General features: G+C 36.6%; 20 protein-coding genes. 2 read left to right on the forward strand and 18 right to left on the reverse strand.

The annotated features are described in order from the left end of the window. Positions 1-202: 202 nt before the first annotated feature. From JMN32_RS05120 to JMN32_RS05160, 10 genes are all read right to left on the reverse strand, one after another. Positions 203-1,057, reverse strand: coding sequence for a hypothetical protein (locus JMN32_RS05120; RefSeq protein WP_202855221.1), 855 nt, complete (start codon positions 1,055-1,057; stop codon positions 203-205). A 193-nt stretch (positions 1,058-1,250) separates the two neighbouring features. Continuing rightward, a complete protein-coding gene (locus tag JMN32_RS27495) occupies positions 1,251-1,376 on the reverse strand; it encodes a hypothetical protein (protein ID WP_262896697.1) in 126 nt (41 codons plus the stop codon). Between the two features lie 248 nt (positions 1,377-1,624). After that, positions 1,625-2,461 (reverse strand): S1 family peptidase, encoded by an 837-nt coding sequence (locus JMN32_RS05125; protein ID WP_202855222.1) that lies wholly within the window; start codon positions 2,459-2,461, stop codon positions 1,625-1,627. Between the two features lie 76 nt (positions 2,462-2,537). Next, positions 2,538-3,020: a hypothetical protein gene (locus JMN32_RS05130; protein ID WP_202855223.1), complete on the reverse strand. Its 483-nt coding sequence runs from the start codon at positions 3,018-3,020 to the stop codon at positions 2,538-2,540. A gap of 99 nt (positions 3,021-3,119) precedes the next feature. Continuing rightward, entirely contained in the window at positions 3,120-3,809 is a 690-nt protein-coding gene (locus JMN32_RS05135) for an SLATT domain-containing protein (protein WP_202855224.1), read from the reverse strand. Positions 3,810-3,888: 79 nt separating this feature from the next. Further along, entirely contained in the window at positions 3,889-4,938 is a 1,050-nt protein-coding gene (locus tag JMN32_RS05140; protein WP_202855225.1) for a PDDEXK family nuclease, read from the reverse strand. A gap of 174 nt (positions 4,939-5,112) precedes the next feature. Continuing rightward, positions 5,113-6,063 (reverse strand): Shedu immune nuclease family protein, encoded by a 951-nt coding sequence (locus JMN32_RS05145; protein ID WP_202855226.1) that lies wholly within the window; start codon positions 6,061-6,063, stop codon positions 5,113-5,115. A 591-nt stretch (positions 6,064-6,654) separates the two neighbouring features. Next, complete coding sequence (locus tag JMN32_RS05150) at positions 6,655-7,512, reverse strand: hypothetical protein (protein ID WP_202855227.1); 858 nt, start codon at positions 7,510-7,512, stop codon at positions 6,655-6,657. Between the two features lie 108 nt (positions 7,513-7,620). Next, positions 7,621-8,451, reverse strand: coding sequence for a S1 family peptidase (locus tag JMN32_RS05155; protein ID WP_202855228.1), 831 nt, complete (start codon positions 8,449-8,451; stop codon positions 7,621-7,623). 358 nt (positions 8,452-8,809) lie between these two features. Beyond that, positions 8,810-9,691, reverse strand: a complete 882-nt coding sequence (locus tag JMN32_RS05160; protein WP_202855229.1) for a hypothetical protein — start codon at positions 9,689-9,691, stop codon at positions 8,810-8,812. Positions 9,692-10,453: 762 nt separating this feature from the next. Between JMN32_RS05160 and JMN32_RS05165 the strand changes: the two genes are divergently transcribed. Beyond that, on the forward strand, positions 10,454-10,882 hold the full coding sequence (locus JMN32_RS05165) for a hypothetical protein (protein ID WP_202855230.1): 429 nt from the start codon (positions 10,454-10,456) through the stop codon (positions 10,880-10,882). Between the two features lie 24 nt (positions 10,883-10,906). Here the strand turns inward: JMN32_RS05165 and JMN32_RS05170 are convergent, their stop codons facing one another. From JMN32_RS05170 to JMN32_RS05190, 5 genes are all read right to left on the reverse strand, one after another. Further along, entirely contained in the window at positions 10,907-11,569 is a 663-nt protein-coding gene (locus JMN32_RS05170; protein ID WP_202855231.1) for a hypothetical protein, read from the reverse strand. 2 nt (positions 11,570-11,571) lie between these two features. Continuing rightward, the gene (locus tag JMN32_RS05175; protein WP_202855232.1) at positions 11,572-12,999 is read right to left on the reverse strand and encodes an AAA family ATPase; all 1,428 of its coding nucleotides are present in this window, start codon (positions 12,997-12,999) and stop codon (positions 11,572-11,574) included. Positions 13,000-13,113: 114 nt separating this feature from the next. Continuing rightward, the gene (gene dcm, locus JMN32_RS05180; protein WP_202855233.1) at positions 13,114-18,741 is read right to left on the reverse strand and encodes a DNA (cytosine-5-)-methyltransferase; all 5,628 of its coding nucleotides are present in this window, start codon (positions 18,739-18,741) and stop codon (positions 13,114-13,116) included. After that, positions 18,738-18,956 (reverse strand): hypothetical protein, encoded by a 219-nt coding sequence (locus JMN32_RS05185; RefSeq protein ID WP_202855234.1) that lies wholly within the window; start codon positions 18,954-18,956, stop codon positions 18,738-18,740. Before JMN32_RS05185 ends, dcm begins: the two co-directional genes overlap by 4 nt. 103 nt (positions 18,957-19,059) lie before the next feature. Continuing rightward, on the reverse strand, positions 19,060-19,827 hold the full coding sequence (locus JMN32_RS05190; RefSeq protein ID WP_202855235.1) for an HsdM family class I SAM-dependent methyltransferase: 768 nt from the start codon (positions 19,825-19,827) through the stop codon (positions 19,060-19,062). A gap of 116 nt (positions 19,828-19,943) precedes the next feature. On the opposite strand from JMN32_RS05190, the gene JMN32_RS05195 reads away from it, so the two are divergent. Then, positions 19,944-20,168, forward strand: coding sequence for a hypothetical protein (locus JMN32_RS05195; RefSeq protein ID WP_202855236.1), 225 nt, complete (start codon positions 19,944-19,946; stop codon positions 20,166-20,168). 12 nt (positions 20,169-20,180) lie between these two features. Here the strand turns inward: JMN32_RS05195 and JMN32_RS05200 are convergent, their stop codons facing one another. The 3 genes from JMN32_RS05200 to JMN32_RS05210 form a co-directional block, all read right to left on the reverse strand. Continuing rightward, positions 20,181-20,438, reverse strand: a complete 258-nt coding sequence (locus JMN32_RS05200) for a hypothetical protein (protein WP_202855237.1) — start codon at positions 20,436-20,438, stop codon at positions 20,181-20,183. A gap of 21 nt (positions 20,439-20,459) precedes the next feature. Beyond that, the gene (locus JMN32_RS05205) at positions 20,460-20,984 is read right to left on the reverse strand and encodes a hypothetical protein (protein WP_202855238.1); all 525 of its coding nucleotides are present in this window, start codon (positions 20,982-20,984) and stop codon (positions 20,460-20,462) included. Between the two features lie 371 nt (positions 20,985-21,355). Beyond that, the gene (locus JMN32_RS05210) at positions 21,356-22,402 is read right to left on the reverse strand and encodes a hypothetical protein (RefSeq protein ID WP_202855239.1); all 1,047 of its coding nucleotides are present in this window, start codon (positions 22,400-22,402) and stop codon (positions 21,356-21,358) included. Positions 22,403-22,405: the final 3 nt, after the last annotated feature.

Genomic DNA, 22,405 nt, shown 5'->3' on the forward strand with positions numbered 1-22,405 from the left:
AATTACGCAACTCTTAAAGTGGCATAGTAACACCGAAATGACTGGCATAGTCCGACCGAAATAACCATGTTCTGTCGATCGAGAGAAACGTCAATATCTGGCAAATACTTATCAACCAAATTTCCAAAGAAAATATCATGTGATCTTTTTGAGAGTTCAAGTAGATCTGATAAGAAATTTTTCTCTAATTCACTAAGTTCTTTCATTTCCCATTATTTAGATCTTGCTTTATCTTCTGAATCAATTGGCTATTGCTTTTTTTCCTATTTTCCTTTTCAAGTTGGATCAATTTTTCTTCAAGAATGAATTCAAGTCCATCTTGTATGACTGGGAATACTTCCTTACAAAAGTTTTCATCTAATTCATGAATTCCTTTACTAAGAATTCCGTAAATCTCCTTGTTTTCAATAAGGTATTCAGGAAGATAATCCTTTAGAAAAGTAATTTTATCGCTCATTCTTGCTGATCGAAATTTTTCTTTGCTTATCCCTAAGTTTTCTTGAACTTTATCAAAAGTTTCAAAAATTAGGCCTTCAAAGATTCTTCTTAGATAGACAAATGAGCCAATGCCAACTCCATGAGCATGTAATCCAATGGCCTTGTTAAACTCAGAGATTTTATCGTTAGATAGCAATTTTTTGTATTTCCGAGTTACAAAACTATCAGTAAGTTCAGCTAATGAAGGGTTTTGACCAATCTTGAAAATTGAATCAGGCTCAACTCTAACATAAAAATAAATTCTATGTGAATATTCTTCTCTTAAACATTTAAAAGAAAGCCGAAAATCCTTATTTCTTAAGAAGTCAAAATCATATTCGTTGGTGAAATCTTCAAATGAAAAAATTTCACTATTATAACTATTTAAATCTGGGTTTTTCTTTTTTGCTCTTATTGGTTCTCCTTGAAATACAGTTTCCTTTTTGCAATAGGGACAATAAGAATCGATCTTGCCAGAAAAATAAACGGTTCGGAAAAGGCTTTCCAGGTCATCGTCACTAATTTCTGTTTTAGAATAGAGTGAATCCTGAAAGTAAAATTTTTTAATATCTATTTCCATCTAGAAGTCTAGTTTATTGCCGGTAACGATTTGTATATGGCAAGTAGGGCAATAGAAAGCACTGAACTTTCAAGCTAGCTCCGAGCCAAATCGTTTATTTAGATTTTATTTAATTCATTTTCAAAAGCCAAATCAACGATTTGGCGGTGTTTCAAATACCCACAGAACTTTCGTAAACAACTGAACGCCCCAATTAAGTACCGTCATGATTTTCGACTTCTATTTCAAAGTCTTTATACCCTTCCTTTTTTACTAGCATTTTTGGATCAGGACAGATCACAGATGGGTTCACCGGTGTCTGCATCCAATACCACTCCATACTGTACGAAGTAACAATGGCATGATGCTAAAAGTATCGTTAGTAATATATAGCAGAGAATTCTCATGGCATGTAACATCTATATAACAGTATGCTTGTTATTTTACATATAACTACTTCTCATTTATTCATTTGAATGACAAATAGTTATCCGACAGTAATATACTAGCCCATCATTCCATTTTCGCCCAATGGTATTGTTACCGAAACATTAAAATTCTCCATTCTTTAGTGTTTGTTATATACTGTTATTCACCGTATAGCATTTTCCTGAAATCCAGTAATTTTTCAGCTTTTATAGCAATTCCGAGATTATTTGGGACTGAGGTTTCTATAATCGTCCTCTGAGTTTGAGGGATTTCGACAACCTTAATTTCCCCATTGGCTCGATGTTGGAATCCCGCATAAAGAATCCCAACCAGATAAAGTTGCCTAAGGTTGGCAACACCACCCATTTGAGGCTGTAATGTACTGTTAGCGTAAAGAATTGGAGAACCGCTCGACCCTCCGAAGACAGCCATATCAATTAAGAATTCAGGTCTACCCTCATAATCCAGTCTTAAGTCTGTTGCAGTGACTCCTTTTCTGAAAATCGGTTTGTTGTTATAACTGTCCCAAATTCCATTCGGGTAACCAATCATAGTGACTTCTTCCATTGTATCGAAATGTGAAACTGTCTTAGCATTAGGTATCATTTCAAGAACTAATGGCAGATAGAAGAATTGTTTTCCGGTTCTTGTCATCACCATCTCAACGGTTTTAAAGTTAAGCATGCATAAATCAACGGTTTCATCTGGATGAGGAATCCAAAATGACTCGAAATTGCTAAATGGGATTTCTACCTTTTCCGTTCCCGCAATCTTGCCATCTTTTAAAATTGTTAAGGTTAGCGTTCCCTCTTCCGCATCTTTAATCACATGCTTATTCGTAATAAGAATAGGTTTAAAATCTTCACCTTCCGGTTTATTCAGGTAGATGAAAAATCCTGTCCCTGTACTTATTCCACCACTTTTAAGTCGGCAAACGATTCGAGTTGTTCCGAAGGACAGTGCTTCATAAAAGGATAGGTCTTGCATTTGTTTCATTAATCATACTTTGCGTTCAGAAATAGCACATAAAGACATGCCAGCATACCTTACATGCAATGTTGTGCGATATGTCCTAATTAACTTTATTCCTTATTTCTTCCGTTGATTTCAGAATCATTCGCCACATCGAAAAAAGAAGCTCGTTCCCGTTCTTAAAAAACTCGTCAAAGTCTATCACTTTCATTTCTGCGATTAGTCTATGGGTCAAAAGATTCCTTTTGTCAACATAATCCTTTAACATTTGCACTTGTTTGTCATCAGTTACTATCTTATGGGTTATTAGAAGGGTTTTAGTCCGTCCGAACGTTAAATCGTTTGTTTTAATTTTTCTTTCTGAATCGCTGTCGAACTTTAGACTTCCCTGATGCTTTTCTAAAATGAGATAGTAATAGCATACAGCTTCTAAAATGCCCGCTTGAGAAATACATGCTTCAAACTTTAACCCATTTGCAAATAGATTTTCAACATTAGTATATGTTGTTATAACCTGTTCTTTGTCGTTAACAACAGTCAAATTTTTGTAGTCCTCCTCCGTATTGGTAAGTTTGAATCCCATTCAATTATTAATTAATGCATTTTGCAGAAAGTATGAGTAAAATGCAATCCACTTTACTTGAAATTTAATAATTTTCAAAAAACTACCTTCAAAAGATCATCACCTTAATTGATCAAAAACAAATATTATTACTGGCCCATAAAGCATGATATGGTATTTAAAATTTACTCTGAAGTACTTTTCAATTTTAATACTCCATACATCCAGCTTACTTAGTTCAAAATACTCTGGCTTATGAATTTTAAAATATTTACTATCTATAGATGAGTGATTTTCATGCTGTCTTAAAATTGCATCATATTGTTTTGATATTTCAGCCACACGATTTTCTTCATTTTCTTTGTCCATAAATGAAGATGTCTTAACTATTCTCAACTGATTATATAGCTCAGCAATTTCAAGCGAACATTGATGAAATTTTTCACCTTTTATCGAGTAATTTTTAGAGCTTTCAAATTGACTATAAATTAAAATTAAAATAGATAAAGCGGTAGTCCAAAACCCTAATTCATTATCTGAAAGCTGTTTAATAAATGGAACATCATAGATATTTATTAGGTTAACAATAATCAAATAAGCAGACAAATATCCAACTGTTTGCGAAGAGAGCTGGTTCAATTTTTTATATCTTTCACTTGCGGAGAATCTAGCACCTTTAGTAACCCATAGTTTGTAATTTAATTCTACCCCAAAATCCTTCTTCAAATATGGAGGTTGCTTCTTCCTAAGCTTTCTAATTTTTTTTGCTCTTTTTACCTTTTTAAAATAATTCTTAATCTTTTTTAACATCAAATAATATTTAATCTATATTTTCTAGTAAGGCTTCACATGCCCTTGTGCATTACCAGCCATAATTTCATACAGAATGTTAGCTCTCGTTCTTTGTTATTTCGCCCTTAAGCTCTGGGAATTTTTGAAAGGTGTTGGTTACCAAATCGTAAGTTCCTTTGCCATGTTGGTTACTGAATGCGTAGGTCTTCCCTTCAAATTGAATCAGTTCATTATCTGCGTTAAACCACCTTGAAGAATCGTAACTTCTGACGTTGTGAATTTCTGAACTTTCAAATTCTTCTTTTGAGTTGCAAAATTTATCAACCCATATCCAACGTTTGGATCCAGTTAGCTCCATAAGTCGTTCTGGACTGATCCCAAGTCTTACTGCTTGACTCATTGCCAAATGCATTGTTTGACGTTTGTTGAGATTTGTTTCGTTTATATCGCCAATTGTTAGGTTGTACTTCGTATAATCTCTACTGCTTTCACGTCTAGCTTGTCGTTGTTCTGCCGCTTTTTCCCGGAGCTTTACCGTGTAATCAGTCGCCTCTGGAAGTGGTATTATTTGCTGAATATCAAAGTACAAATTGTCCCCGTCTTTCTGTGGCTTGATCCTAATGCATTTGATATCAATATCTCGTTCTATTAGCCATAATACTGATGTTGTAATCTCTTTTGAAAAGTCAGCAGAAACAAGAATTATTCGGACATCATTGGCAAATTCCTCTTCATTAACCTCGTCCCATTCCAAGAAGCTCATAATCTCTTCCTGTGCATCAATGTTGTCTATTCCGTTTTTCTTTAGATACTGTTGATAGGCTCGGACAGCCTTGTCAAAAGTTAAACTGGCTACCATGGCAGCATATCTAATTGATTGCAATTCCATGTGTCCTCCATCCTCTGTTCGTTTCAGTTCAACAACGACAAGATTCGCATCCTTATCAAGGCACAGTATATCAACCCTTCTTCTACTGTCTTCCCAATCTCCAAATTCACTGCTGATTACAAAGAGATTCTTTTCTACAGTTTCAATGGAGTTAATTATGAATTTCTGCAAATCATGAGCCTCATCAATTTTTTCGTTTGAAAAGGTCGTCTGAGTTAGCTCGATAATCTTATCTCCTTCTAGTTTGAATATTGGCATTGAATTTTGAAGTTATCTCCAGTCACGATTGATTTTTTTTTGTTTCTGAGAGTTGCAATACACATTTGTCATTTAAAATTTCTTGTGATTTTAAAGTGTATCTATTTATACCGTCCAATGATATAAAAATCTGTTTCTTAAACTGTGCGTATTGCAGAACGTCTTTAATGTATTTTATACATTGTTATCGTTTTTTTTAAATATATCGTACACATCTTTTATCTTCTCATATAGTTCGTCATATGTTATGATTTCAACATCCTTTAAACTGTTTCTGAAGATCCCAAAAGAACGGTTTTGATTGTCATCCATTTCTTCCATCTCTCTACTTCCAGCTATCAAAAGACATTTAGGGTGAAAGGATTTCAATCCGTTTTCACTTCCATCTGTTAAGGCATAATAATTTCTTTGAAATTCGTTTTTATAATTGAGAAGCTGAACGATAGAGCCTGAAATATCAGATGATATTGAGTAAGAATTACCTCTGTATTTTTGTCCTAGTAGTCTAGTTTTTGGGGTTTTGATTTCAATTAGAATAGCGTCTGAATTTTGTTTTTGTTTAAACAAAAAATCTATGATATTACCCCCTTTATTATCAAATGATTTCCCTCCTAAATATGATTTATCATCAACTTTTATAATTGGATTAATCAATATGTGAGATAGAATTGCTGGGTTAGAGCAAAATAGTTTTTGCCAAAACTCTTCATCATCATTTAACTCATTCTCTTGCCATAAATCCAGAAGTTCTTGATGATTTAATTCAAAATTAATTTCCGCTTTTTTTAGTTCGAATTTTCTGGGCTTATTCTCGAATATTGATTCGTTTCCTTCCTTGAACCGCTTCAGTTTCTCTATTGTGTATATTTCAGGAGATGCGTCTATTATTCGATGATGATTTGGACAAAGGAGAATTAGGTTTGAAATATTGAAAATTTCATTCACTGAATTGGTCGGATTATAACGCGGTCCAGCAGGAGAGTAGCTTTCAATGTGTACAATTTCTCCAAGAAATGTATTTCCATTAACTAACAATTCCTGTTGACAATCAGGGAATGCACATCTATTACCGGACTTTACAAAAAGGTCTTTTTTAGCTTTATTATTGATTAGTAATCTTTTCATTTTCTCTCTCTAATTACCGATAACATACCAGATAACAGTATGCTTGTTATTTAATTATGTAGCTATTGATGCACTATAACCTAAACAGCAAATACTTACCCAACCATAAATATTTTCAAATAACTACAATCGGATATAAAAAACACTTTAATTTAATCAATTCGCTCAACAACAGCTCTCATAATTCTCAACTGCACAATCGACTTTCTGAAAGCCATTCTTACGTTTGTGAGCCAAATTTAAAGCTAGTCAATGCGTAATGACATTGTCAATACCCAACCTTGGGTATATTGAAGGAAAAGTCAACAAATTTGGGAAACCCATACGAGAAAATCGAACCATTCAATTATTTGAATTTCAGAAGATTACATAAAAATCAAGAATGAGTGATGTTTTGAGAGAGGAATTATCGAAACACAGATCAAAAGATAATAATCTGAATGTCAATTACTTAGAATCAAAAAAGCCGATCATCTCGCGACAATCGGCTTTTTGTAGCCCCTCGGGGACAAATATCGAACCTTTTACTATCAGATTTGGCTGCAATCGAGGTTTTTGAAAAAGTGGCATGGTAAGTGATAGCTTCTGACATCACTCTTCTCTCTTCCTATCTTTGATCCAAACATCAAATGATTTCGAGTCGAGCCACTTGTCCATATTTTTCAAGTGTCTTTCTGTTGTTTTTTGAATCTGATTCTCCGAAACTTTCTGTGAATTTATAGTAATTATGCGTTGACTTATCAAGCTTGTAATATGTGGTTCTATCATTGGTTGACTACTAACTTGAAAGTGCCCTCCTTTAGGATTTAAGGCAATCGCTTCCAGCATTTTCGTATGAAGTCCGGTGATATTTAGGAAAAAGTAAAAATGTGGAACTCTAAGAGATAAGTAGCAAGAATCCTTATCGAACATTAGTAATGGATCAACCGTTCTTAGAAAAATAAAATTTAAGTGTTGCAAATGTTTAGGTGCTCTTTTGATTTCGCCCAATAACATCAAATAGTTTTGACTATATGTATGCGGGAAATTTCCATTGTTTAAAAAATCTTTTAATTCTTGTTCACAGGCATATATTTCTTTAAGATAACCGCATTCTTGCACGTCTGTTTCTAAAAGGCTTTGATGAATTATTCGCCACCAAACACTAGATAGGAAATAAAACAGTTTGTGATCATAATCAAAACTAGAAACTGCAATTCCATTATTGACAGGCTTAAAAATGCATTCCATGAAATACTTTTCATATATACTAAATTTCTGTTCACAATTATTACATAGCCAACGGTATTTATATCCATCTTGTTGGACCTTGTTCCTGTTTTTACCTCCACCTCTAAACAATCCTGTACCAGAAGTATTCTTTAGCCAACGAAATATAGCTTTCAGAATTACATGGCTTTCTATAAGCTTCGCTTGTTTATTACATAATTTACAAATTTCAGTTGTCATGTGGGATTGGTAACGTGGTATTTAGACAGTAGATAAAAAGAGAAGTATGCTGAGTGAGGAAATTTGCTAGTAGACATTTCCTCATTCATTTCATATTTTACCAATGGCTTATTCTCTTGCTTTCAATTCTTCCAATATAGGGATGAAGTCCAAGATTCTCTTGGATTGTATGCAATAACCTAGATTCATCGGAATATTCGTTAAAACTACATTATTAGTTGGGACTTTATACTTTTGCAACTCTCCTTGCGCGTCATAATCAGGTCCTGCATGAAGAATTCCGAGTAGAACCATTCTATTTCCTGCCTGTAACGGTTGTTTATGAAGAGAATAGCTACCTTCATTTACTATTAACACAGGAGAACCACTTGAACCAGGGAAGCAGGCACAATCAATCAGAAATTCCGTCTCTCCATTATGGTCAATGTAGAACGGAGTGGCCGTTATTCCCTTTCTTATTAGTGGAAGATTGTTTTGCTCATCACCTAATCCATTTGGGTATCCCACCATATGAATTTCTTCAGTGGGTTTATAAATCCCTAAATTGGTATAATCAGGCATTTCTTTTGCGCGTATCGGGGCAAAACATGGTTCTTTACCTTGCTTTTCCATTTCTGAAAGTATGCGACTCATTGGAAATAAACACAAATCGATATTTTCATCTGGGTGCATTATCCATCCGCTTTCAAAATCATTAATTGTGACAGTTGTTTGGTCCTTATAGTTGGGTTTCCCGTCTCCTCCAAGAGCTGTTAATTTAAACAAGCCTGTATGAGCATCTTCAACAACATGTTTGTTAGTTATTATAACAGTACTCGCTGCTTCATCGTCAAAAACAAATTGATAAAAAAATCCAGTGCCCGAAGCTGTATTCCCATTATTTAAAACACACTCTATTTTAAGTGTTGCATGCTGAAGAAATTCGAAAAGCGAAAACATAAATATTTAGATTAGCCTACATCTTAATAACAGTATGCTTGCTGCTACGTTTACAAGCGAAGTTGAAAAGCTAATATTATAATAGCTAGAAGTCAATACCCAACCTTGGGTATATTAATAGAAAAAGTCAGTAAAATTTGACAACCCACACGAGGAAATCCAACCAATTAATTCTCTGAATTTCAATTAATTATAAAATAACGAAGAATTATCGCTGCTTTTGGAGAGTAAATATCGAAACGAAAACAATCTAGGATACTCATTGTGGGTTTTGTATGGGCTATAACGGTTTGGTTATGCGCAGTAGAGTCCCGCAGGGCGCTATTGCGCATAGATTTTTGTTAGGCAAAGTTTTTAATCAGAAAACAGGAGAGTTACCATCGCTAATTAAAAATTCCTCTCTGATAAAAGCATTTCTTCCCAAGCCAGGCCAATTATCCCAGCCATATTTTCCATTGGACAGCGAAAAACCACCCCATGGATGAAATTTTTTCCATTCTTCAGAGTATGGTTCCCCAAATTCTCTTTCGTAAAGTTTTTGTATTGATCCTTTTAGTTCTGGTTCAATCAGATATTCTTTTAACTGATTGGCAATAGCTTTTTCTAATGCATTCTCAGAAGAAAGTATATGTGCATATAAATTTAGAATAGTGGGAAACAAATCGTTTCCATTAATTTGAGCAGCTTCTTCAAATTGTTGCCAAGTTTCCCAGTCAAGTGTATCAATTTTTTGTGACCCTCCATTAGGTTCTTTGTTTTCCAATAAATTAGTCAAAGTCACAATCAATTGGGGATATTCATCCTGACGGAACCAAAATCCCTCCAGTTTATCTAATACGCTTTTTAGCTTTTCCTGATTCAAATTCAAGGTATCAGAACTTGCTCGAATGTCTCTTGCGACTAAGTAAAATGTCTCCCTATCACTGCTTAATTTGTTCGATAATAAGGTTATTAACTTGGCAAATTGAGTTAATTGTTGATTGCGCTTTGATAGCTCTTTTTCATATTCTGCTAACCGCTCTTTTTCCTCCTTTACTTGTCTGTCAATTCTGGCATCAATAAAAGCGTTTATTCCAAGAAGTCCCCCAATTGTTACTACAGTGAGGAATATTCCTACTAATTTCCAAAGTTTGTTACTTATTTTCTCCCAAAGTCTAAACTCAAGAAGTTCCCAAGTTTCATTGGTCATTTCAGGAATTTGCTTAATTGGCTCTATATTTTTGTCATTGGAATCACCCATGGATTTCTAATTTTGCCTAACAATTGAATATATGCAACGTTGCACATATAAGCATTATGTATTTTCAGATAAAATACTGCATACTAACTCATTAATCGACAATAAACGCTTGCAAACGACCACAATCGGATATAACAGCACTTTAATATACTCATTTCGCTCAACAGTCCTTCAAAACTTTCCCAACGGCACAATATACTTTTCGAAAGTCATCTTTAATACCAGTGAGCAAAATTTAAAACTAATCATTGCCAAATGACTTTGTCAATACCCAAGGTTGGGTATTTTGGCAATTTTGAACTTAAAAGAACACTCTAAGAGTATTATCACATCATTATCGAGATGGAGTTGATTAAGTTAGTTTTACACGGTAAATTGTTCGCTCCGTGTGTTTCTGTATCCCTTATCTTACAATTTAATTAAATGGATAAATTTTCAAACTTAGCCAAATCGACAGTTTACTTTACTCAATACGTCGCTGAAAATCTGTAGCCCTTAAAAGGACAACATGATGAAGATGTTGTTCATTTTTTTGATACCTTACTTTTAAAACTTAACAGTGGCCTGAATACGGTTAGTGGATTGTTAATTAATTTTCAGCAGAAGCTTCACTATCATGATAGCATTTACATATTGCTCCGAACTTTACTTTCTGATTGTATAACCTTTGGGTTTCTCTTGTTTAAGTCAGGAACTGATGAGGACCTTGCGGATAATATAAAATGGCTTAAATCAGATCATATTCGATATACTCTCCACTCAATGAAAATATTTCAAAAAATCAATAGAACAAATGATAATGATATTGACAGAATGTTTTCTGATTTGGTGAAAGAAAAACCTGAATATTTCGGAGAAAATGAGAAAATAATATATCCTTCGTTTCCAACCGTAAGTAATATGATGAACAAAATGTTATCAGATACAAAAAAGTCGAATAATCCCTCAATTAACCTTGCGTTTCATTATTATGATCAATTTTCGAAATATGAACATTTAGGTGATTTGACCACATTCTTGATTATGCGACCTTTTACTCACCAAAATAATACGGATCAACGGTACAAAGAATTGGTTGATGTGGTAAGAATAGTGACTGAAACAATGGTAATTTTGACTACTCCTTGGGATGAATTTTATAAAGGGATCAACAATAAACGCAATGAACTACTGCAAGAGATAAACCTTTAATTATTTCTTGCAGTAGCTCTTTGCTTAATGGCCAAATAACCTTTTTAGAAAGTTTCTTTTTCTTTCCAACACAATACTGTAAACACTATCAGCCTGACTACCCGGATTGTCAAACTTAATCTCAGCAAACGCCCGTTTCTTTTTGAAAAAATTAAAAGGTGGTTTTCCTGGCTTCTTGTAATAGTAAGTCAGATCAAAATTGTGGTAAACTTTGTAATCTGCTATTAACGAATCAATGCCCGGTACGACCAGAGCTTGAAACTCAAGGTGCTTTGAATTATAAGAATACTTAATTGCCTTAACAGGTTCTATCTGCGGATTATTCAGAACGATTAAGGTATCTCTTCCATTTACCTGGATATGTCCAGCTGTACTTGCTTTTATTGAAGAATAGCTAATCAGATTCTTTTTGATGTTACCTACTTCTTTTTTTAGCATCCTTTTCAAATCTTCACTGAGCACCTCTTTTGCATTCTCGACTTTGATCTCCGCTATTTCTGCTCTTGCTCTGTTTTTTCCGGCCTTGTCCTTCCATTGCATAATTTCGACCGACTGCAGGTCTGCCATTTGCTCATAATCTTCTGCCAGGCTTTTTTGTTTCTGGTGTGAGTAGAAGAGGATAGCAATAATGATGAGTAGTAATATCCAATAATACCTACCCAAAAGTTTGAACAATGTTAAAATCATAATCAGGCGGCTTTATGTTGATCAAAAACATCCATTTCGCTGCCTTGGGCAAATCTACCCGTTTGGGTTGCAATGCCTCCTTCATCAACATTGATCAATACATCAACATTATGTGCATAGGTCTGACTTCCTCTAAAATCTCCTCCTTTGGTTGAGTGCATAATGTAGACAAACCCTTTAATGTTCTTGAATCTCTTTGGGAGCTGGTCCAGGGTTTCTTCATTAAGGCCCAACTTATGAACTGAGTCAAGGATTAAGTAATCGTAATCTTGTAGCTTATCGAAAGGTATATGATCATCAATGTCCAGGTTGGGGTGGGTTGCATTGACCCGTATCAACCTTTCTTGTAATATACCATTCTTACCTTCTTCTTTAGAAACATATAGTACCTTACCAAGGGTAGCCATATAACCAGCAAACTGAGCGCAAAGTGTACTTTTACCACTTTTGGGTTTACCATATACCAAGGCAGTGAATCCGGGTGTAGGATCACCAATAAAGCTTTTCCACTTACCTCCAAAACCAAGGGTATTAAATTTGAGTTTCGCAAAATCAACACTATTGATCGGACCATCGCACATACAGCCGTTCAATTCTTCCTGTTCGTAGTCTTCAACGATGCCCCTTAATCCTGACAGCTCTGCCTGATCTATTTTAATAGCGGAGCCGTCAGTAGATTTTTTTAAATTTTTCCTGATCTCATTTATGGTTTCATAGTATGGATCTCCTTTGCCAATCTCCTGCTTCCTGAACGCACTTTCTATAGCCTTTAGCAATAGTTTGGCTTTGTCTGCTGCTCTTTTTCCTGCTAGACCAATATAACGCTTGATCAGCATGACAGATTTATAAACCTTTTCCTTATTGGCAATAGCCCTTAATTCATCCTCCCATTTCTTTTCTATGCTTAAAGTGGTTGCCTCACTGTCTTTCATGCGGTTGAACTTTGCACATAGCTTATCCTGAATCTTCATTATATGCTCTGCATACTTTGAAGTTTTTCTTATCTCTTTGGCAATTATGGAACGTTGAAGAGCTTTGACATATAAACCTATCTGGTGTTTAGACTTGGTTTTATTGAGCAGATTTAAAAAACGTTTCAGAAAATAAAAGTCTTTGTCTTCGTGGAAAGTGAAGCTAATTTCTGGTGAGGCAATTTTCTTCGCTTTGGTTTTCTTTTCCTGTGTATTCTTCTTTCGATTCTTTACGGCAGGCTTTAATGCTACTTTTGTCCTTTTGGGTTTTACATCTTTCTTTTCAAGAAATTTATTAAGAAGTTCAATATACAGGTCTACTACCTCTTTGATGCTTTTATCTGCATCATAAAAGTGTACCAACTCATCAAAATCATGGTGTGTGTTTTGTAGGTCGGCAGGTAAACTTTTGACAATATCAGGAGTTATTTTCTTGTTGTAGTTTGCTATGGTTATCATTACTTTTTTCCTGTAATGATATCGCCAGCCTGTTTACCACTTTTCTGATGTTCCGTGATTTGGGGTGTTTACAAAGAATCCGGTCATAAAGTGACCGGATTCTATGAGGGTTTGTTATTTCTCCATTTGCATTTTGAATTTAAGCAAGGTCAATCTGGTCTTTACTGCTTTGGCTTTCAACTTTATTAGTCTTAATTTATCATCATTCTGTTCTCGCTTTAATGGCTTTCTATCAGGTGATGGCAGTACACACTGTCCGTCTTCTACGTCCGAGGCTTTGTATTCCAGGAGGTAATTTAATTTTGCGAAATCCCTGGCTCTTTCAATAGGGTTACCACCACTAATTTGAAGTTTTTCTTTCTTTGCCAATACCTCTTCGGTTTTGATTTTGATATAACTAGGTTCCCGTGTTTTGTCAAACTCATCTTGTATTTTATCGCGTTCAGATTTAAATGCTTGTAGCACGTCTTCCATGTTATCATTTAGGGTATAGCCTTTGTCTGCCAGCACTGTCCTTTCTGCTTTCCTTACTTCTGACAAGTACTCCTTGAATGTATTAAACATACTAGCTACATCCGAAGGGTTTTGCTCCATATCACGGCTTATGCTAAACATGGAACGCCCGATGCGAAGCAATTCTTTATCTGCTTTTTCGGTTCCTTCCTCAAAGGCTTCTGCTTCCTTAATGGCTTTACCCACTCTTTCAATAAAGGCTTTCTGATTGGCCTCTGTTTTCAGGATATACCAATTTTGAGTTTCATATATTTGTTCCTTGCCAAAAAAGTAGTTTTTAAAGTTTCTTGTAATCTCAATAAGTCTGGTTCGGCATCTCTCTTGAAATTCGTAGTACATATTAAGTTTAAAATTAAAGCGAGACATGGTATCTACGTTGTTTTCGGCAATTACTAATTTCCTGCGGATCTCTTTTCTTTCCTCATCAATTATGATTGTTGTCAGGGCGTTTACATTGGTAAATAGTGCAAACTTGACCTCCTGCGGATCGAGTGATTCCAGGTCGATAACATTACCCCGATCTCCCTTATACCAGATGTCGTTCACACGGGCTGTTTTTTCTTCAAGTTTCTGAAATACAAATACGTCCATTGAATCCTGTACAAGTGGCATTACTGAGCGCACATAACCAAATTCATTGCCTTGTCTCCATATCCTGCCCTCAAGTTGTTTAATATCGGTAGGGTTCCAATCGGGATAGAGGTTGTAAACTACGGTTCCCTTTTTTTGAAGGTCAATGCCTTCCCTTATGGTTGCTGTCCCTATTATTATTTTCACTATACCTGCAAGAAATGCATCCTTTATAGCTTCCTTACGGTTCGCTGATATACCGGAAGATATTATCTCAACTTCATCAAAACTTTTATTAGTGTGTTTAACATTGCTCTTGTACCCTAATTGTTCTTCTAGGTATTCCTTGATGTAAGGAAAGTAATCTTTACCGCGATTCATGTAGATTACTTGTCCTGAAACCGGCTCCCCTTTGTTTTCATGATATGTTTTGACGGACTTAATACACTCCATTGTATAATGGATTTTAGGGCTTCCTTCTACGTAATCAATGTAATCCTCCGGTGGTCTATTAAATTTATATAAAAATGGCGAAAGTGCATTGTCCAGGGACTGCCCCATTGCACGCATGATGTTACCATTTAAAACAGTCCCTTGCTGGGCGTGCTGAATAATCTCTTTTTGGTTATCCCTCTGCGCTTGGTTCATCCGCAAATAGGTGACTATCTGCTGGTCATTTGGCAAACGTTTAATACTTCCATCTGGCATGGTAGCATTGATTCGCGGCAGGTTCACCTTACACGGTCTTTTCACTCCCGCCTCTTCGCCTGTTTTATAAGCAATATGGTTATGGATGAGCTTTTGAAGGATTAGTCTGTTGTTAAAGCTTTTAACAACAGGAGCTTCCCTGATAGTATCATCATAGGAGTTTACATATTCTAATGATTGCAACACAAAGGTTTCCATGAATCGCTCCACCGAAACAATACCCATCTTGCGCATGCTTTCGTGGCCTACAAGGGAAAGCATGGAGTAGATTTCAAGGGGGCTGTTGGTGAATGGCGTGGCTGTTAGGAGCATGACGTTGCTACCGAAGGTGCGTTGAATGTAATTGCATAGAAAAAAAGCCTTTACTGCTCTACTGCTTTGTGAACCAGTGATCTTGTAGCGTTTAACTCCGTCTTCATCGGTGGGAACATCAGCAAAGACATTTTTGAAATTATGTGCTTCATCAATGATCATGTAGTCAAAGCCCAGGGTATCAATATCAGCAATGGTATCCTTCACGCCCATGCCTATTAATTCGCGAAATTTTTGATACTTGCTTTCAAGGTCACGGCCTGATTTATCCTCGTCACCTGCTTGGGCGAGTATTTGACTTAGTTCTTTAAAAAGAAGCTCCATCACTTTTCTTGAAAAACCGATTTTTTTCAGCCCCTCATAGGTCATTACGGTAATGCTTTTTTCTGGAACAGCTTTAAGAAAGTCAATTTTTCCGGCTATGGTTTTGTTCAGGTTGTACCATTCATTAACTGTTACATCTGTAAATGATAAAACTCCTGGTATGATTTTTTTGGTTGCCTTGTCATGATAGCCAATTATTTCACGTACCCACTTGGCATAGGTAGGATTGGGCACCACAATAACCGGGCGACTGCATTTCCCTGAATAAAGCGCATTAGCCGCAGTGATAATGGCTGACATAGTTTTTCCCACGCCTACATCATAAGCTATTATTCCTGATCCGGCAATCTCCATAAACGCTATTGCCTCACGTTGCGCAGGGGTAAATTCGAGACTGAATGCTTTAAACTTATATGAACATTCAAAGCCTATAGGTACGCGATGGTAGGGAATGGCACTAAAGCCATTGTACTCGCGGTTCCATTTAAAGTCAATTTTTTGTTGGTCTTCAAAGGTTACTGCTTCATAGAGGAAGTTGCTGAATAGCTCCTCTCCTTCTATTCTGGTGTATTTCTCAATAGTACTTTTGTGTTCATCTGAAAAGTCTTTTTTGAGGTTTTTCCCATTGATATAAAAGTCTATGATCTCTTTTGCGGTGACTTCATTAAAATGGTGCTTGTCAAGTTTTTCCAGCCATTTCTCAAAGGCATGGGTAAGGCTGTACTGCCTTATATCTTCTTCATCTTCATTTAACACTACTCCCGCTTCATCTCTAAGCTCTACTACTTCAAAGTTTCTCGCAAATTTGGATACACTTAAAATCTTTGGCCGCTCGTTGGGATCAGGATTGGTAACGGTCAAAAGTTTTGGTTTCAGACTATTGATTAAGTCAAGGTGTTTGCTGTACTCTTCCTCTCCAAACATGTTTATGATGTCAATTTTATCTTCACGGAGTTGTAATTCGCGGTCATACATATTGCCATAGGCAAACAAGGGATAGGGTAAAAAATCACCCCGGGAGTAAAACAGAACTCCTTCTTTAATCCATTGGTGAAGTAATTCATCATCAACTCTCACACCTGTTTTTTCTCTGGTAACATGCGCCTGGTTAATGATGTATTTATTGCCATCTAACCCTACATATACCAGGTAGGTGTCTCGATCATATTTGTTAGTGAATTTCGTCGGTTTACCTATGATTGTGCCTTTCTTTACGCTTTGAATATTCTGCCAACGGTTATCTTTGATCATTGTATCACGAATTGTACGCAATACTTCTTCTTCCTTACCAGCTTTTGAATTGACATAGTATTTGTTCCAGCCTCTCATGGGGTAGCCTAGTGAACGTTTGTACCATACCCATGCTTGTTTTTCCTTTTCACTGATACCCTTATTATACAGTTTATCTACATCATCAAAGCTTAACAGGTCATTGTGCTTTTCTTGTTTTTCTTTTTGGCTTTTTTGCAATACTTCCTTTAAGGATGCAAGGTTCTTGTTCATTACCTCGATATCCGGCTGGTACAGGTCGCCCAAGCTTGCAAAAAAATTATCATCGCCAAGCCCACTCAGGGCATAGTTGTTATTATTCATATTCTTTTTGAGTTTTAAGAGTTGTTGTTTGATATGTTTTGCATCGGCTTTTAGCTTTTCAAGCTTTTTATCCATGCGATCATCCGGTGGGGTTTGGAGGCCTTTCCTGATGGTATCAATAATATCTTGTTTTGTACCCTTAATGCTTATTGGAAAGTCTCTTGATGTAGTTACCCACTCTGTCCCGGCAATTTTCTCAGGGTGTGCTTCAAACCAGGTGTTATAGCGGGTGATTTCATCAAATGTTAATTCGTGATTACCGAAGGTGGTGTTGGCAAGCCGTTCTTCTATCAATGGAATGTTATATTCATAGGCAAAGTCTTCATACTCTTCCGGGAAAACACCATTTCGCAAGACTCTCAGGTTCTTTTCTATGGCTTTTTTCCGATCAATGTCGCTTTCTTCACGGAGCAGTAGGTTGTATTTCATGATGAGGTCTTCTATTACCTCCATCCGGTGTCTGTAGTAATCAGGTTCTTTATTTTTTTGCATAGAGCTGTATTTTGCATGAATGCCTTTTAAGTCCGGGAATAATGTTTCGTTGTAAAGACCGTCAAGTGTCGCCTGCAGGTGGACGGGTTTGCCTAATAACTTTTTGCCCAGGGCTTCTACAACGGGTACGCTGACTGCATTGCCAACAAGTTTGTAGCGTTGAGTATCACTGATTTCCTTTATCTCTCCATTGAAACTTCCGTAAAACGTCCATTCATCAGGAAAGCCTTGTAATCTCTCGCATTCGCGTGGAGTTAGCCTTCTTATCAACGGTTTGGTTTTGCTTGCCAAAAGGTTGTCCATCTGGGAAGAGCTGGCAATGGCACCAGTCATATTTTCACGCCTGGGGGTATATTCTTTTTCAGCAAATGGGGCATGGTCTATACCCAACTTCTGATTTTCCCTTCTTATGGCTTTGGCTTTCTCTGTTCTTTGGGTTTTAAGAGGTTGCCAGGGTCCTTGTAGCAATAAGTTATGTTTGTTTGTGCCGGTAATGGCATTGGTGTTTTTATCCTTGCGGAATTCTGTTCCCTGGGTATAGCTACCACCCTTCTGCTTTTGCCCTCTAACTGCAAGCACATAAGGGGCACTGTTGGTTTGCTCTCCAACCCGGGTGTCTATTGTCGGAGCAATGTTGGCCTGAATGAGGGTCTTTTCATTCCTTTTACAATCCGTTTGGCAGTGGTCTCCGATAGGAAATACTTGTGGAGCGGGTTCGCCTCTAAGACTTCCGACAAGGTACACACGTTCTCTATTCTGGGGGAGAAACCAGGCAGTATTAAGCAATTGCCATTGGACGTCATATAGCCCAATGTCGGCAAGCGTCCGGAGCACGATTTCAAAGTCTTTGCCCCCGTTACTGAACAGGAGACCTTTGACGTTTTCAAAGATAAAAATACGGGGTCGGCTTTCTCTGATAACCCTGACTGCTTCAAAAAAGAGGCGGCTTTTACTGCCTTTAAGTCCATTTCGCTTTCCAGCGACCGATAAATCCTGGCAGGGTGAACCGAAGGTAAGGATGTCTGGTCTTTTGATTTTCTTGGCATCGATGTTTGTTACGTTCCCTAGTGGGATCGCTTGTTTAAAATTGTACTTATAATTAGCTATGGCCTTTTCATCTATTTCTGAAAAGTAGTGGGTGGAAAAGTGGAACCCCGCACGGGCTAGTCCCAAGGCAAAGCCTCCGGTCCCGGCAAAGAGTTCCAGCAAAGTGAGGTTCCGGCATTTCATGTCATCTCGCTTTCCAGTTGACTTATAGCGGCCCCTATACTCACTTCATTCTTAATGGCATAGTTGAGCACCATGCTTTCGGCCTTTTTATAGCTTTCAGGTGAACTAAGCATTTGACAAAAATTAGGGGTGACACTACGATCGCAATGTTGGAGGGCAACCCGGATCATCGACCTGAGTTGCATTACTTGGTTGTTATTTAATTGAGTTTTCATACCACAAGCGTAGTATGAAACCAGAATGTAGTTCCGTGATTTTGAGTGTTAACAAGCTCTTATGTTACCTTGACTTAGAAAATATCAGCTTTAACCTCATCTTTTATGTTCTTTGAAGTACAATAATGTCGGTGGAGATTGAGGTTTTGGGAAACACTGGTGGCAAATGGTATGCATCCAGTAACTTGCATATCCAACCCATTTCTTTTTTCATTTGACTGTAGGTTGCTCCATTGCGCATAAACCTGTCGGGAATGATGTAAACCAATAAACCTCCCTTTTTAAGCATTTTTAGCCCGTAATACATGAAGAACAGTTCGTTCTGGATAACCTTCGGCCATGTGAAGTAGCTGCTGAAGAAGTTCCTGTACCTGCCGTATGGAGGATTCCCGATTATTAAATCGAAGGGGTAGCCGCTTAACCAGGTTAAACCTTCCTTGATACGGGAGACATAACGCGGTTGGATCATAAAGGCATTTTCAAAATAGAAGTTGTGGATCTCTGCCACTGGATAGAGTATTTGGGCTATCCTTGCACTTATTGGGTTGGTCTCAAAGCCTGTTAGCTTACTTTCTTTAGGTGCATGGCTAAAAAATCGACCTGTTCCACATGCGGGTTCAAGAACCTGTCCTCCTTCAAACCCAAAGTGATAAGCCAACTCCCACATAAGTTCTACTATGTAGGTTGGCGTATAAAATTCGTAGAGGATACCCTCACCAGTTTTACCGGTGGTGGATTCACCGCCACTTCCGACATACTGGCTTACAAAGGCTTTGTCTTCCTCGGAGTAGGTTTGTTTAGAGGCATCTTTGTTCTTAATTAATTCCTCGATCTCACGGTTTAGTTCTGACTGGTTTTTTATAGCTGCCATAATCGGGTTGTTTGATTATAGGGCAATGGTAGGCGAGGCAGTTAAAGAAGTTTCGTGATTTGGGTTGATTTTACCCACCAGAAAACATTTTTTATCAAAAAAATAGTTATGTCTTTATGAATAAAATACAAACAAAAAACAAGGTATTCCTAAAAGAAATGAATATCATGATGATCGTCACTGAAATTAAAAATACAAAGAAAGGAATGCTTTATATTTTAGAATCTATATGCTCAACCTTTCACTCCAAGGCTTTCAGAGACCAAATTGAAACAGGAGCTGACCGCAGGAAAAGAAAGATATACAATATAATTGGTTCTCCTCGTCATCATTCCCCATAAAACTTATATATATCAAGAAATACGGGATTTTAAAAATGCCAAACCTTTTGCAGTTATGTAAAATTCATAGCACTTTTTACCTGACTTTTCTACTCTGATAAAACCATGCTCTTTGCAGTAGTTTATAGTATCGTGCGAACCTCTGGAAGCATTGGACAAAACCTCAAAAGGAACCAATATATAGCCTGACGGATTGCTCGCTGATTTGAGTAACTCAATTAGTTCAACAACTGTTAAGTCGTCTTTTAGCCGACTAGCGATATTTATCATGACGCGAAAATAGAGATTATTCTAAACGCACTGATAGTACTTTAATGCATAATCACAAAAACTTTTAATCATCTCCCGTTGCTCTTCTGAAAATTCAAACTCTGGCCGATCGCCTAAATAGTTATCAGGATATTTTCTTAATTTCTTTCCTTCCTTAATCTCTTTGACGGTCAGGCATTTTATATGCTTTTTAGTAACCACTACCACAAAAGCACTATCATAGGGGTTCTCTTTTAATTCGACCTTACTGTAGGCTCCATCAGCCTTAAATTTAACTTCTATGTAAAAGGAACGTTTCCTGTTTTGGTCAAACACAACCAGGTCTGGCATTCTTCTAATTCCGAGGGATGTCTCATCCTCACATCGACTTAATTTGTTGGTAAGAGCAGGAACAGAATTTTCCATTCCATAATAATAAACCTCGTAGCCAAGGCTACGAAATAACTCTTTAATGATGGTTTCTGCGATACGGGCTTTGATAATATTCTCAACCCAAAATGCGTTGTTAGGTTTGAGAACATTTTCTTTAATGGTTTGGTCAATCATAACCCTTAAACTATAATCTAAATTACAATGATCAGATCAGAGGTAAGTATTTTTACATTATTTCACCTTTTAAGTACGATCTTTCTAGCAGAAGCTTAAATCGTTTATAAAACCTGTACCAATCCATAAAGAAAAATAACGAGAGCAATCAATAAAATGGTTACAACCATACCTGTATTGCTCAATTCAAATCCTTCTTTTGAACCCACAAATAGATTAACAAAATCAGATAATATTCTTCTCATACCCTATTGTCATATAGAGGGTTATCCAAACTCAAGGGCTTTGAATTATGGTGTAAGTCCTGACCTAATGAGGCTTTAGTACAAAACAGAAGTATAGCTAAAATTATTTGTCTCATGGTTTTATTATTATTCATAAGAAAGTTCGCCCGCCCAATCTAACGGGAGATAATTTTTATCTAGTTTGTACTTTCCATAATTTTCCTGAACCCACTTTTTGATAAACTTCAAATCGGAAGGGTTAAAGGAGTTTATAGAATAATACTTGGAAGAAAATCTCTTTTTAAAATCAGGATTTAATATAACGTTTACCAAATCCTCCGCTGCATAATTAGCTATTGGGACATAAGTCCCTGTATGAGAAATGGCTTCCACCTCATATTTAGATGAGGTCAATGACAACCATTTAGAAAGCTCAAGCACCGATTCTTGTGTGTTTAGATAAAGTAAGGCGGGTGACCTTTCTTGATAATCTCTTATGGGATTGTACATTCCCCTTTTATCATTGTTGGGCTTGTAGGGTAATTCAATCCTGTTTCTATCTAAAACATCTACAAGGCTAGGTCGATCTCCCATTCGAGCCAAAGCAAGTCTAACTGCATTTTGGTTGTAATGAAGGCTATCCCCTAAAGCTCCCTTTAGAACTTCCAAATACCTCGCGTCTTTAATTGATCCTGAAATTAGAATTATTTTGTCTTCAACTTTTTGGTCTGCTAAAGTTTTCTGGATCTCATTTAAGTGTGCCATTAAATATACATTAGATTTTATGGGCTGATCTTTAATGGAACTTAAACTATCAAGCCTCTCCTCAAATTCATGTCTCTTTTCTTTTGCAAAGGGATACTTTATAGTATCTCCTATAATCTGCTTTAAAAAATCAATGTCCTTTTGAAGTTTTTCTTTTAATTGGTTTATAGAAATTAGCTCTAATTCCTCGTCCAGCCATTCATTCTTAAGTAGCTCAAAAATTCGATCTTTAGATTTAGACGTGTATAATATGCTGTCTCCTTCAAGAGGTCCTAAACCTCTACATGAATAATAACCTGCTTGGCAATATCTATATTTTTCTAAGTACTCTTGTATTCTTCTTTGCTTCTCATTAATTCTCAAGGTATCTTGACCAAATAGGTAAGATGATGAGATAAGTAAGACTAGTCCTATGAATGTCAATCTCATAAT

The sequence above is a fragment of the Fulvivirga marina genome (assembly GCF_016775155.1).
Lineage (GTDB): Bacteria > Bacteroidota > Bacteroidia > Cytophagales > Cyclobacteriaceae > Fulvivirga > Fulvivirga marina.